The sequence below is a fragment of the Pseudomonas serbica genome, assembly GCF_028823535.1.
In the GTDB taxonomy this organism is placed as follows: domain Bacteria; phylum Pseudomonadota; class Gammaproteobacteria; order Pseudomonadales; family Pseudomonadaceae; genus Aquipseudomonas; species Aquipseudomonas serbica.
Genome location: NZ_JAQIYM010000003.1, coordinates 261295 through 275294, shown reverse-complemented (window position 1 = coordinate 275294; position 14000 = coordinate 261295). Strand labels below are relative to the sequence as shown.

At 59.7% G+C, this 14000-nt stretch carries 10 protein-coding genes; 6 read left to right on the top strand and 4 right to left on the bottom strand.

Going from position 1 to position 14000, the window contains the following annotated elements:
* Position 1 precedes the first annotated feature (1 nt).
* From NQL71_RS06205 to NQL71_RS06190, 4 genes are all read right to left on the bottom strand, one after another.
* Positions 2 to 1435 carry an OprD family porin gene (locus NQL71_RS06205; protein ID WP_166618427.1) on the bottom strand — a complete coding sequence of 478 codons (1434 nt, stop codon included), beginning with the start codon at positions 1433 to 1435 and terminating at the stop codon, positions 2 to 4.
* A 173-nt stretch (positions 1436 to 1608) separates the two neighbouring features.
* The gene (locus NQL71_RS06200; RefSeq protein WP_274642393.1) at positions 1609 to 3210 is read right to left on the bottom strand and encodes an ABC transporter substrate-binding protein; all 1602 of its coding nucleotides are present in this window, start codon (positions 3208 to 3210) and stop codon (positions 1609 to 1611) included.
* A gap of 294 nt (positions 3211 to 3504) precedes the next feature.
* Positions 3505 to 5130 carry an ABC transporter substrate-binding protein gene (locus NQL71_RS06195; RefSeq protein ID WP_046820582.1) on the bottom strand — a complete coding sequence of 542 codons (1626 nt, stop codon included), beginning with the start codon at positions 5128 to 5130 and terminating at the stop codon, positions 3505 to 3507.
* 461 nt (positions 5131 to 5591) lie between these two features.
* Positions 5592 to 6308 (bottom strand): SIMPL domain-containing protein, encoded by a 717-nt coding sequence (locus tag NQL71_RS06190; RefSeq protein ID WP_046820581.1) that lies wholly within the window; start codon positions 6306 to 6308, stop codon positions 5592 to 5594.
* Between the two features lie 304 nt (positions 6309 to 6612).
* On the opposite strand from NQL71_RS06190, the gene NQL71_RS06185 reads away from it, so the two are divergent.
* From NQL71_RS06185 to NQL71_RS06160, 6 genes are all read left to right on the top strand, one after another.
* A complete protein-coding gene (locus NQL71_RS06185; RefSeq protein WP_046820580.1) occupies positions 6613 to 7875 on the top strand; it encodes an ATP-binding protein in 1263 nt (420 codons plus the stop codon).
* Positions 7868 to 8428 (top strand): response regulator transcription factor, encoded by a 561-nt coding sequence (locus NQL71_RS06180; protein ID WP_046820579.1) that lies wholly within the window; start codon positions 7868 to 7870, stop codon positions 8426 to 8428. The genes NQL71_RS06185 and NQL71_RS06180 overlap by 8 nt, the downstream gene beginning before the upstream one ends.
* Before the next feature lie 97 nt (positions 8429 to 8525).
* Positions 8526 to 10253 (top strand): ABC transporter ATP-binding protein/permease, encoded by a 1728-nt coding sequence (locus NQL71_RS06175; RefSeq protein WP_046820578.1) that lies wholly within the window; start codon positions 8526 to 8528, stop codon positions 10251 to 10253.
* 171 nt (positions 10254 to 10424) lie between these two features.
* The gene (locus tag NQL71_RS06170) at positions 10425 to 11174 is read left to right on the top strand and encodes a FadR/GntR family transcriptional regulator (RefSeq protein ID WP_046820683.1); all 750 of its coding nucleotides are present in this window, start codon (positions 10425 to 10427) and stop codon (positions 11172 to 11174) included.
* Positions 11175 to 11571: 397 nt separating this feature from the next.
* Positions 11572 to 12483, top strand: coding sequence for a 5-dehydro-4-deoxyglucarate dehydratase (gene kdgD / locus NQL71_RS06165; RefSeq protein ID WP_020796617.1), 912 nt, complete (start codon positions 11572 to 11574; stop codon positions 12481 to 12483).
* Between the two features lie 71 nt (positions 12484 to 12554).
* Entirely contained in the window at positions 12555 to 14000 is a 1446-nt protein-coding gene (locus NQL71_RS06160) for an aldehyde dehydrogenase family protein (protein ID WP_046820577.1), read from the top strand.

Here is a 14000-nt window from a genome sequence, read left to right as displayed (position 1 = left end):
ATTACAGGATGTTGAACGGAACCGTGGTCACCAGACGGAACTCGTTGATGCTGCCATCAGCCTGGTTTTCGCTGGCACGGTGAGCCGTGTAGGTGCCACGGATAGTGGTGGCCTTGAACGGTCCGCTCTGTACGGCGTAGGTGGCGCCGATGCCGTATTCGTAATGGTGTTCGCCGTCTTGCGACTGGATACCGTCGTAGCCTTTGTCCGCCACGCCCTTGTTGCCGGTGTAGTGGGTGCCGTCGATGCCCCAGCCGCGGGCCTGGTAGATGTTGAACTTCAGACCTGGCACGCCGTACTCGGCCATGTTCAAGCCGTAGGCGATCTGGAAGGACTTCTCGTTCGGGCCGTTGAAGTCCGACAGCAGGGAGTTGGCCAGGTAGATGCCGTTGGTTTCGTGCAGGTAGTCGAAGTACTCGTTACCGTTCACTTCCTGGTACGAGAAGGTCAGGGTGTGCGCCTGGTGGGTCAGGCCGAACGACAGGGAGTAGGTGTCGTTGTCGATGTCGCCGATCAGCGCTTTGCCTTCTTCCTGTGTCTTGTAGTAGTTCAGGCCGGTGGTCAGGCTCAGCACCTGGCTGTCGCCCAGCACGTGAGTGGCGCCGAAGTAGTACTGGTTCCAGATGTCTTCAGCCTGGGTGGCCCAGAGGCTGGTGGTCAGGCTGGCGAATGGGGTGTAGGTGATACCGCCGGTATAGACGTGATCGGTTTCAACGATGCCGTTGGCGTATTCGGTGCGGAATTTGCGCTGGCTTTCTTCGGTACGCGGAGAGTTGCGATCGAAGGTAGCCAGGTCGAATTGCAGGTTGTTCAGCTCTTCGCTGTGGATCGCTACACCCTGGAAGCTCGAAGGCAGCGCACGGTTACCGATGACGTCGACCATCGGGCTGCTGAAGTTCTGGCGACCGGCGGTCAGGGTGGTGTTGGAAATACGCGCCTTGACGTTGGCCAGGCCCAGCTTGCTCCACTGGCCAACGGCGTCGCCGCCTTCTTCGGTCAGGGTACGGTTGTTGCCCGCGCCTGGGCGAGTGCCCGGTGCGCCGCCGTTGTTGGATGCCAGGTCCTTGCGGTCCTGATCCAGGGCAATGGCGTTGTAGGCCGCCACTTCCGTGCTGAAACCGAGGGCACCTTCGGTGAAGCCCGAGTTGTACTTGACGATCGTACCCTGAACCCAGTTGATGCGACGATCAGTCGGGGTCGAAACGCCGTCTTTCTTGTAGGCGAACTTGGCGCCGCGCTTCAGTTGTTCGTTGGCGTACCAGTTACGGGTCGTACCGCTGATCGACTGGCCTTCGAGGAAACCGGTGGCTTCGCTCTGGGCGCTTTTTTCATTCACGGTCACCGGGGTGTACGCCTGGCTCTGGGTTTCAGCGTACGCCGTGGCGGTTATGCTGCTGATGGCCAAGGCCAGTATCGCGGTGCTGCTCAGTTTCATGGGTGAAGCTCCTTACTTTCTATTATTAATGCCGGCCTTTTTGGGTGGTCCGGCTATTTGTTTTGCAACACTTGCACGCATCGCAAACGTTTGCTGTGAGCCAAAATGGCGAATTACGGCAATACGCTTGCGTGAGGGCGCAATGCGCCCCCAGCGTTTTCAGCTACACGGTTTTACTTTTCGATGCCGACACCCGAGAACACGTTGCGACCGAAGGGGCTGACCTTGAACCCTTCGACTTTGGCGCTCAGCGGCTGGTTGACCGTCGAGTGGGCGACCGGCGTGATCGGTACCTGCTGCTTGAGGTACTGCTGCGCCTGTTTGTAGAGCAGGGTGCGCTGGTCGCGGTCGGTGACGACCTTGGCCTGCTTGATCAGCTTGTCGTAAGCCGGATCACACCACATGGAGTAGTTGTTGCCACCAATGGCGTCGCAGCTGTACAGCGTGCCGAGCCAGTTGTCCGGGTCACCGTTGTCACCGGTCCAGCCGATCAGGCTGATGTCGTGCTCGCCATTCTTGGTGCGCTTGATGTACTCGCCCCATTCGTAGCTGACGATCTTGACCTTGAGGCCGATCTTCGCCCAGTCCGCCTGGAGCATCTCGGCCATCAGCTTGGCGTTGGGATTGTAGGGGCGCTGCACGGGCATGGCCCACAGGGTGATTTCGGTGCCTTCCTTGACGCCGGCGGCCTTGAGTAACTCCCTGGCTTTTTCCGGGTTGTAGGCGACATCCTTGATGGTGTCGTCGTAGGACCATTGGGTCGGCGGCATGGCGTTGACCGCCAGTTGCCCTGCGCCCTGGTAAACGGCGTTGAGAATGCTTTGCTTGTTCACCGCCATGTCCAGTGCCTGGCGAACTTCGAGCTGGTCGAACGGCTTGTGCCGCACGTTGTAGGCGATGTAGCCCAGGTTGAAGCCGGGCTTTTCGATCAACTTCAACGCGGGGTCGTTCTTCAACGCGGTCACGTCGGCGGGGCGCGGGTGCAAGGTGATCTGGCACTCGTTGGCCTTGAGCTTCTGCACACGCACCGAGGCGTCGGTGTTGATGGCGAAAATCAGGTTGTCGAGCTTGACCCGACTCGGGTCCCAGTAATGCTGGTTGCCGGTGTAACGAATGTTCGAGTCTTTCTGGTAGCTCTTGAACACGAACGGCCCGGTGCCGATCGGCTTCTGGTTGATGTCGCTCGGCTTGCCTTCGGCGAGCAGCTTGTCGGCGTACTCGGCGGAGAGAATCGCGGCGAAGCTCATGGCGATGTTCTGGATGAACGCGGCATCCACGCTGTTGAGCGTCATGACCACGGTCAGCGGCCCGGTCTTTTCGACCTTGGCGATATTCTTGTTCAGGCTCATCCCGTTGAAATACGGAAATTCCGTCGGGTAGGCCTTACGGAAAGGTTGCTGCGGATCGAGCATGCGATTGAAGGTGAACAGCACGTCGTCAGCGTTGAAGTCACGGGTCGGCGTGAAGTACTTGGTTGTGTGAAATTTCACCCCGGGACGCAGGTGAAAGGTGTACTTGAGGCCGTCCTCGGAAATATCCCAACTCGTGGCCAGGCCCGGTACGACATTGGTCGAGCCTTTTTCGAACTCGGCCAGGCGGTTGTACAGCGGTTCGGCGGCGTCGTTATCGGTCGCGGTGGTGTATTGCGCGGTGTCGAAGCCGGCGGGGCTGCCTTCGGAACAGAACACCAGGCTATTGGAGGCAGCTTGGCTCATGGACGTCGCGGCCAACAGGCCCGTGCCCAGCAATGCGGATAAAACCAGGGTATGGCGCATGACGCTCTCTCTTGTTCAATGTTTGGCAATGAGAAATCCGGGTAAAGGGAGGTCTCATTGGTCTCAAGCCATGACGTGCAGCAAAACCGATAACCCACGCATGAACTGGTCGAATCCCGACGGTATGAATCGTGGGTTCGGCAGTAAATACGAAGAGTCCTAAAGACTCGTAGGAAAAAGCGACGCGTCCTAATGCTCTGCTGAAGGCAGTAGACGATTTGGAGGTAGGCGAATTCCTGCTTTCTCGGTCGATAAAGTAACGGCGACGTCAAGAAACGTCGCCGCTACAGAACCTTATTTGCTGACGCTGACGCCGTAGAAGGAGTTCAAGCCAAACGGGCTGATCTTGAAGTCCTGCACATTGGCGCGCATGGGTTGGAACACCGTCGAGTGAGCGATAGGTGTCATTGGAACAGCATCTTTGAGGACGTGTTGCGCCTGTTTGTACAGTTCGGTGCGCTTGCCCTGGTCCGAAGTACGCTTGGCCTGTTTGACGATGTCGTCGAACTTCTTGTCGCACCACTTGGAGAAGTTGTTGCCTTCCAGCGAGTCGCAGCCGAACAGCACGTTCAGCCAGTTGTCGGGATCACCATTGTCACCGCTCCAGCCAATCAGCATCGCCTGGTTCTCGCCACCTTTGGAGCGCTTGATGTACTCGCCCCACTCGTAGCTCTGGATCTTGACCTTGAGGCCGATCTTGGACCAGTCGGACTGCAGCATCTCAGCCATCAGCTTGGCGTTAGGGTTGTAGGGACGCTGTACCGGCATCGCCCACAGAACGATTTCGGTGCCTTCCTTCACGCCGGCTTCCTTGAGCAGCTCCTTGGCTTTCTCAGGGTTGTACGGCGCATCCTTGATGGTGGTGTCGTAGGACCATTGGGTCGGTGGCATGGCGTTGACCGCCAACTGGCCGGCGCCCTGGTATACGGAGTCGATGATCTGTTGCTTGTTGACGGCCATGTCCAGTGCCTGGCGAACCTTCAGGTCGGCCAGCGGGTTGGCGTCGGTCTGACCTTTAACCTTGGGCATCACGTTATAGGCGATGTAGCCCAGGTTGAAACCAGCCTGGTCAGGCAGTTTCAGGGTCTTGTCTTCGCGCAGCGCCTTCAGGTCCGCTGGACGAGGGAACAGGGTGACCTGGCACTCGTTTTTCTTCAGCTTCTGGATACGTACCGACGGGTCGGTGGTGATGGCGAAGATCAGGTTGTCGATCTTGACGTCGTCCGGCTTCCAGTAGTCCTTGTTCCCGGTGTAGCGGATGTTGGAGTCTTTCTGGTAGCTCTTGAACACGAACGGACCCGTGCCGACCGGCTTCTGGTTGATGTCGGCGGCCTTGCCTTCCTTCAGCAGCTGGGCTGCATATTCGGCGGACTGGATCGAGGCGAAGCTCATGGCCATGTTCTGGATGAACGCGGCATCGACGTCTTTGAGGGTGAACTTGACGGTTTTATCGTCGACTTTATCGATCTTGGTGATGTTGGTGTCCATCCCCATGTCGGTGAAGTACGGGAATTCGGTCGGGTACGCTTTGCGGAACGGGTCATCCTTGTTAATCATGCGATTGAAGGTGAACAGCACGTCGTCGGCGTTGAACTCACGAGTCGGCTTGAAATAAGGGGTGGTGTGGAACTTGACGCCTTCACGCAGGTGGAAGGTGTAGGTCAGTCCGTCATCGGAGACGTCCCAGCTGGTCGCCAGGCCAGGAATGACGGCGGTGCCGCCGCGCTCGAACTGGGTCAGGCGGTTGAACATGGTTTCGGCAGAGGCGTCGAAGTCGGTTCCGGTGGTGTATTGACCTGGGTCGAATCCGGCCGGGCTCCCTTCGGAGCAGAACACCAGGTTAGTCGCAGCTTGGGCGAACGGTGCGCTAGCGAGCAAGCTGGCACCTAATAAAAACGGAATGACCGCTTGTTTAAGCATGGTGGCCTCATGATTTGTTGTCATTTTTTGATTTTGAGGACGACCTCGTGAGTCGTGCCTGCGGATACTTATGCAGGGGCCATACCCAATGCAAGATCCAGAGCGACTACAGGCGTTAAACAGTGGCACGAACGTACCTTAATGTCGCATTTGTATAAAACTTGACGCATTTGACCGTTTGCGCGACGTTTTTCAGGTGCAATCGACGCACTTAAACGGTGCGTGCCGCGATCTGGATGCGCCCGGTCAGGGCGGGGTGTTACTTATATATACCCCTGTTTGTGGGGTGGGTATGGCGTGAATAAGAGTGGTTATTGTTGCAACCCGATCAGCCAAAGCATCGGTTGCACCCGATGAAGTCCCTTGGCTTTTTGGGTGTGCGTATTCATTTATAGCTCATGATCCAAAAAAAAACGGCGATCACTTCAATGATCGCCGTTTTGTTATCCAGACTTATCGAGTCAAGGCATCAGCACTTCAATCGAGCCATCGGCTGTCATGCTGACCTGGCTGGTACCGGCTTCAACTTCCGGCGTCACCGCAGCGGCGTCCATGCTGGCCGCTTTCATCATCATCGGGGCGCGCATGTACGGTTGCGGGTAGCCATTGCTGTTGAAGTTCAGGTTGACGATTTTGTAACCCTTGCCGCCCAGGGCGTCAGTGGCCAGTTGGGCACGGGCCTTGAAGGCTGTCACGGCCTCCTTCAGCAAAGCGTCTTCGCTGGCCTTGCGGGTGGGTGTGGCGATGGCGAAATCCATGCCGCCCATTTTCAGGTCGCCGAGCAGTTCGCCGGTCAGCTTCGACAGGGCCGCGAAGTCCGGGCTTTCCAGGCGCAGTTCGGCACGCTCACGCCAGCCGGTGATCTTCTGGCCCTTGGCGTCGTAGATCGGATAGCTGTTGCGGCTGCCCTGGCGCAGGGTGATGTCCTTGACTTGCTTGGCCTGGGCCAGGGCCTTGTTCATGGTGGTGCTGACGTCGGCGGCGAGCTTGGCCGGGTCGGTGTTCTGTTCTTCGGTGTAGAGGGTCACGATCATCAGGTCGCGAGCGACTTCCTGGCTGACTTCGGCGCGCAGGGAAATCTGGTTGTAATGTAGCTCGTCGGCGGCCAGGGACGGGAGTGCGGCGAGGGTGCCAGCACTCAGGGCGAGGAGGGCGGCGCTGCGGCGGAATGTGTGCATGAAGGCTCCTGGGTGGGTGCGCAGGTTGATGGTGCGTGCCTGCGAGAGTCATCAGACTCTAGCGTTGATGATCCGTTTCGCACAGTTACAACTTGTATACAGATGTACATGCCCCCCCTGTAGGCGCGAGCCTGTCGCGATGAACCTGAGGGCGCCGCGGGGTGCCAAGGTCCCAGCGTCATCGTTGACGACCATCGCGAGCAGGCTCGCTCCTGCATGTGTCCTTTTGCCGCACTTTCGCCTGCCAGACCCGCGCTTGGTTATACTCCCTTCGATCCGCCTGGAGCGCTCATCAGGAGAGCTCATGCTCGCCCCCGTTCAAATCACTTCCGCCACGCGCCAGAATCTCTGGCGGCTGACGTTCATCCGCACCCTTGTATTGGCCGCTCAAGCCGGTTCCGTGGGTTTGGCCTACTGGCTCGAGCTACTGCCATTGCCCTGGTTCCAACTGGCCGCGACCCTCGGCTGCTCGATGCTGCTGTGTGCGTTCACGGCCATTCGGTTGCGTACCACCTGGCCGGTCACCGAGCTCGAATACGCGGTGCAGCTGGCCTGCGACCTGTTTATCCACAGTGCGCTGCTGTATTTCTCAGGTGGCTCGACCAACCCGTTTGTCTCTTATTACCTGGTGCCACTAACCATCGCGGCAGTGACCTTGCCATGGCGTTACTCGGTGATTCTGTCGGGCATCGCCCTGACCATGTACACCCTGCTGCTGGCGCGCTTCTACCCGTTGCAAACCTTCCCGATCGCCCAGGAAAACCTGCAGGTCTACGGGATGTGGTTGAGTTTCGCCCTGGCGGCGGCAGTGATCACGTTCTTCGCCGCGCGCATGGCCGAAGAGCTGCGTCGCCAGGAAGAGCTGCGGGCCATTCGCCGAGAAGAAGGCCTGCGCGACCAGCAACTGCTGGCCGTCGCCACCCAGGCGGCGGGCGCTGCCCATGAGCTGGGTACACCGCTGGCGACCATGAGCGTGTTGCTCAAGGAGATGCAACAGGATCATCCTGACCCGATGCTGCAGGATGACCTCAAGGTGCTGCAGGATCAGGTCAAGTTGTGCAAAGAAACCTTGCAGCAGCTTGTGCGGGCGGCGGAGGCCAATCGCCGGCTCGCCGTGCAGATGCAGGACGTCACTGACTGGCTCGACGAGGCGCTCAATCGCTGGCATCTGATGCGCCCGGAAGCCAGCTATCGCTTCCAGCGCCTGGGCCAGGGCACGGTGCCGCGCATGGCGCCGCCGCCGGACCTGACCCAGGCATTGCTCAATTTGCTGAACAACGCGGCGGATGCCTGCCCCGAAGGACTGCAGGTGACCCTGGACTGGAATGCCGAGGACCTGACCATCAGCATCCGTGACCACGGCGCCGGTGTGCCGCTGGCCATTGCCGAGCAGATCGGCAAGCCATTCTTTACCACCAAGGGCAAAGGTTTCGGCCTGGGCCTGTTTTTGAGCAAGGCCAGCGTGACACGCGCCGGCGGCTCAGTGAAACTCTACAGTCATGAGGAAGGCGGCACGCTCACCGAGCTGCGCCTACCCCACGGCGCCCGAGGAGACCAACATGAGTGACGAAATCCAAGTCGAAGGCGAAGAACTGCCGCATTTGCTGCTGGTCGACGATGACGCGACCTTTACCCGGGTGATGGCCCGCGCCATGGCCCGCCGTGGCTTTCGCGTCAGCACCGCCGGTTCCGCCGAAGAGGGGCTGACCATCGCCCAGGCCGATATGCCGGACTATGCCGCGCTGGACCTGAAAATGGATGGTGATTCTGGCCTGGTGCTGCTACCCAAGCTGCTGGAAATGGACCCGGAAATGCGCGTGGTGATCCTCACCGGTTATTCGAGCATCGCCACCGCCGTGGAGGCGATCAAGCGCGGCGCCTGCAATTATCTGTGCAAGCCCGCCGACGCCGACGACGTGCTGGCCGCGCTGCTGTCCGAACACGCCGACCTTGACAGCCTGGTGCCGGAAAACCCGATGTCCGTGGACCGCCTGCAGTGGGAACACATCCAGCGCGTGTTGACCGAGCACGAGGGCAACATCTCCGCTACCGCCCGCGCCCTGGGCATGCATCGCCGTACGCTGCAGCGCAAACTGCAGAAGCGTCCCGTTCGTCGCTGAACCGGCGCTGAACGAATGCGGGCTGTTCCTCGCGACAAACCGAACCGATCATCTATGATCGGTTCGTGCATGTACTTTTTCTTATCGAGCCTTATCCATGAATCAGAACGCTGAATATTGCGCGGTCAATGATGCTGTGCGCGGGCATTTTTTCCGAAAAGTCTGGGCCATGATCACGCCATATTGGCAGAGCGAAGAAAAGGTAAAGGCCTGGACATTGCTGATTGCCGTGATTGCGCTGTCGCTGATGAGCGTGGGCATCTCGGTGTGGTTCAACACCTGGTACAAGGATTTCTACAACGCCCTGCAGCAAAAGGACGAGGAGGCATTCTGGCGACTGATCCTGTATTTCTGCGCGATTGCGGCAGTGGCGATTGTCGGTGCGGTGTACCGGCTTTACCTGACGCAGATGCTGACGATTCGCTGGCGGGCGTGGCTCACCGAAAAGCATTTCGCCCGTTGGCTGGGCAACAAGAACTACTACCAGCTGGAGCAGGGGGGCTACACCGATAACCCGGACCAGCGGATTTCCGAAGACCTCAATAATTTCACCTCCGACACCTTGAGCCTGGGCGTTGGACTGCTGCGCAATATCGTCAGCCTGGTGTCGTTCTCGATCATCCTCTGGGGTGTGTCGGGCAGCATCGAGGTGTTCGGTGTGACCATTCCCGGCTACATGTTCTGGTGCGTGCTGGTCTACGCCGTGGTGGGTAGCTGGTTGACGCACATGATCGGTCGCCGCCTGATCGGCCTGAACAACCGGCAACAACGCTTCGAAGCCGACCTGCGATTCTCCATGGTACGGGTTCGCGAGAATGCCGAAAGCATCGCGCTGTACAACGGCGAGCCCAACGAGAACCGCCGCTTGACCCATCGCTTCTCAATGGTCTGGCACAACTTCTGGGACATCATGAAGGTGTCCAAGCGCCTGACCTTCTTCACGTCCGGTTACGAGCAGGCCGCCATCATCTTCCCCTTCATGGTGGCCGCGCCGCGTTACCTCGCCGGCAAGATCGAACTGGGTGAACTGATGCAGATCAGCTCGGCGTTCGGCAATGTCCAGGATGCCTTCAGCTGGTTTATCACCGCCTACCAGAGCCTCGCTTCGTGGCGCGCCACCTGTGATCGTCTGCTCAGCTTCCGCCAGGCCATGTCCGACAACGAGCAACGTGCGCCAGCCATTGACGTGCAGAACTCGGGTGCTGCCTTGAAGGTGCACAACCTCGGCCTCGACCTGGCCGACGGTCGCCACCTGTTGACCAATGCCGACATGACCGTGGAAGAGGGCGAGCGCGTCATGCTCAGTGGTCGTTCCGGCAGCGGCAAGTCGACCTTGCTGCGGGCGATGGGACACCTGTGGCCAGCCGGGCACGGCAGTATCCGGCTGCCGGCGGCGCGCTATCTGTTCCTGCCGCAAAAGCCTTATCTACCGATTGGCACGTTGCGCGAAGCGTTGAGTTATCCACAGGCGGGCGATACTTACCCGAACGAGCGCTACGTGCACGTCCTGGAAACCTGCCGTTTGCCGCACCTGGTGGCGCGTCTCGACGAAGCCAATCACTGGCAGCGCATGCTCTCGCCGGGCGAGCAGCAGCGCCTGGCCTTTGCCCGCGCGCTGCTTTTTGCACCGCAATGGCTGTACATGGACGAAGCGACTTCGGCGATGGATGAAGAAGACGAGGCGTCGCTGTACCAGGCACTGATCGATGAGTTGCCGGGGCTGAGCATTGTCAGTGTCGGCCATCGCAGCAGCCTCAAGCGTTTCCACCCGCGGCACGTTCGTATCGAGAACGGGCGTTTGGTCGACCAGGCCGTGACCGCATAAACACCACGAGCTCTTTGGGAGCTGGCTTGCCAGCGATGAACGATAACGCAGTTCCACAGAAAACCGCGTTATGGCCATCGCTGGCAAGCTAGGTCCTACAAGGTGATCGTACAACCGCGTTGCGCTATGATGCGGATTCAGCAGCCGAATCTTTCGAGACAGATGTTCACCATGGAAAACCCGAACGCCGCACCACGCCTCCCTCGCAAGCGCCGCAGCCTCGCTCAGGAACTGGTGACGGTGCTGTCCGAGCAGATCCGCGACGGTCACTTGAAGCGTGGCGACAAGTTACCCACCGAGTCGGCGATCATGGATGCCCATGGCGTCAGCCGTACGGTGGTGCGTGAAGCGATTTCCCGTTTGCAGGCGGCCGGGCAGGTGGAAACCCGTCATGGCATCGGCACCTTCGTGCTCGACACCCCGAGCCCGAGCGGTTTCCGTATCGACCCGGCGACCGTGGTCACCCTGCGAGACGTGCTGGCGATTCTCGAGCTACGCATCAGCCTGGAGGTGGAGTCCGCCGGTCTCGCCGCGCAACGTCGCAGCCCCGAGCAGCTTGGTTTAATGAGGGCGGCGTTGGATGCACTGAATGAAAGTGTTTCCCATGCCAGCGATGCCGTGGCCTCGGACTTCCAGTTCCACCTGCAGATCGCCCTGGCGACCGGCAACCGCTATTTCACCGACATCATGACTCACCTGGGCACCAGCATCATTCCGCGTACCCGCCTGAACTCTGCTCGGTTGGCCCATGACGATCAGCAGCACTACATGAACCGCCTGAGCCGCGAGCACGAAGAGATCTACGACGCCATCGCCCGCCAGGACTCCGACGCGGCGCGCGCTGCCATGCGCCTGCACCTGACCAACAGCCGCGAGCGGCTGCGTCATGCCCATGAAGAGGCTGAGGCGCAGCGCGGTTAGTCTTGCTGCTTCGGCGAGTCATCGCCCGGTAAGCCCTCAACGCGAGCAGGCTCGCTTCCACAATTGATTGCGAATGCTCACAGGTTTTCGTGTGCGCAGGCGATCCCCCCGTGGGAACGAGCCTGCTCGCGATGGCGCCCGCAAAGCACGCCTCATTCTCGGCAATCGCTCAATGATCTTCCGACAACGTATCTCCCCATGCTGTGCATCCCATTTCTTCTTCCAACGCTGAAACGCCCATAACCACTGGCGTCCACGCCTTCTTGTCGAACAATTTTTACCCCTGACGATGAAATGCAGTTGACGGTTATATTTTAAGTTGTACGATGACCTACAACTTCGGCGAAGGCTGAACGGTTTCTCACACACAAACGTCGCTACCCAGGGTGTTCGAATAATGAATCCACAAGAACTGAAGTCCATCCTCTCTTCCGGTCTGCTGTCTTTCCCGGTCACCGATTTCAATGCCCAGGGCGATTTCAATCGCGCTGGTTACATCAAGCGTCTTGAATGGCTGGCCCCATACGGCGCCTCGGCTTTGTTCGCCGCAGGCGGTACCGGTGAGTTTTTCTCTCTGGCGGCCAGTGAATACTCGGAAATCATCAAGACTGCCGTCGACACTTGCGCCACCAGCGTGCCAATCCTGGCCGGCGTCGGCGGTTCGACCCGTCAAGCCATCGAATACGCCCAGGAAGCCGAGCGTCTGGGCGCCAAAGGCCTGTTGCTGCTGCCGCACTACCTGACCGAAGCCAGCCAGGACGGCGTTGCCGCCCACGTTGAAGCGGTGTGCAAGTCGGTCAACATCGGCGTGGTGGTCTACAACCGCAACGTTTGCCGCCTGAACGCACCGTTGCTGGAACGTCTGGCCGAGCGCTGCCCTAACCTGATCGGCTACAAGGATGGCCTGGGCGATATCGAGTTGATGGTGTCGATCCGTCGCCGCCTCGGTGATCGCTTCAGCTACCTGGGTGGCTTGCCGACCGCCGAAGTCTACGCTGCGGCCTACAAGGCCCTGGGCGTGCCGGTCTACTCCTCGGCGGTGTTCAACTTCATCCCGAAAACCGCGATGGACTTCTACCACGCCATCGCTCGCGAAGATCACGCCACCGTTGGCAAGATCATCGACGACTTCTTCCTGCCGTACCTGGACATTCGTAACCGCAAGGCGGGTTATGCCGTGAGCATCGTCAAGGCCGGGGCAAAAATTGCCGGTTACGACGCCGGTCCCGTACGTGCACCGCTGACCGACCTGACCGGCGAAGAGTACGAAATGCTCGCCGCGCTGATCGACAAGCAGGGCGCGCAGTAACACTTCGATTTAACGGGGCCGCTGAGTCAGCGGCCTTTTGCGTGAAATCTTTTTGTTTCGAGGGCAGTCCCGTGGCAAATGCAAAGCGTTACGACAACTACATCAACGGTGAGTGGGTTGCCGGTGGCGATTACTCCACCAACATCAACCCGTCCGAACTGACCGATGCCATCGGCGATTACGCCAAGGCTGACCTGGCCCAGGTCAACGCCGCCATCGACGCCGCCCGTGCCGCATTCCCGGCGTGGTCCACTTCCGGCATCCAGGCGCGTCACGACTCCCTGGATAAAGTCGGCACTGAAATCCTCGCCCGTCGCGAAGAGCTCGGCACCCTGCTGGCCCGGGAAGAGGGCAAGACCCTGCCCGAAGCCATCGGCGAAGTGACCCGCGCCGGTAATATCTTCAAGTTCTTCGCCGGTGAATGCCTGCGCCTGTCCGGCGACTACCTGCCGTCGGTGCGTCCGGGCGTCAATGTAGAAGTCACCCGCGAAGCGTTGGGCGTGGTCGGTCTGATCACCCCGTGGAACTTCCCGATTGCCATCCCGGCATGGAAAATCGCCCCGGCCCTGGCCTACGGCAACTGCGTCGTGCTCAAGCCTGCGGACCTGGTGCCGGGTTGTGCCTGGGCCCTGGCGGAAATCATCTCCCGCGCTGGCTTCCCGGCCGGTGTGTTCAACCTGGTGATGGGCAGCGGTCGTGTGGTTGGCGATGCGCTGGTGCATAGCCCGAAAGTCGATGGCATCAGCTTCACCGGTTCCGTGGGCGTAGGTCGGCAGATAGCCGTCAGCTGCGTCTCGCGCCAGGCCAAGGTGCAGCTGGAAATGGGCGGCAAGAACCCGCAGATCATTCTCGACGACGCCGACCTCAAGCAAGCGGTCGAGTTGTCGGTACAGAGCGCGTTCTACTCCACCGGCCAGCGTTGCACGGCGTCGAGCCGCTTTATCGTCACCGCCGGGATTCACGACCAGTTTGTCGAAGCCATGGCCGAGCGCATGAAGTCGATCAAGGTTGGCCACGCGTTGAAAACCGGTACCGATATCGGTCCAGTGGTTTCGCAAGCGCAGCTTGAACAGGACATGAAGTACATCGACATTGGCCAGTCCGAAGGTGCGCGCCTGGTCAGTGGCGGTGGTCTGGTGACCTGCGACACCGAGGGTTACTTCCTCGCGCCAACCCTGTTTGCCGACAGCGAAGCGTCGATGCGTATCAGCCGTGAAGAGATCTTCGGCCCGGTGGCCAACATCGTCCGCGTCGCCGATTACGAAGCTGCGCTGGCCATGGCCAACGACACCGAGTTCGGTCTGTCGGCGGGCATCGCCACCACTTCGTTGAAGTATGCCAACCACTTCAAGCGCCACTCCCAGGCCGGGATGGTGATGGTCAACCTGCCGACCGCCGGTGTGGATTACCACGTTCCGTTCGGTGGGCGTAAAGGTTCATCCTATGGATCACGTGAGCAAGGTCGCTATGCACAAGAGTTCTACACGGTCGTGAAGACCAGCTACATCGGCTCGTAA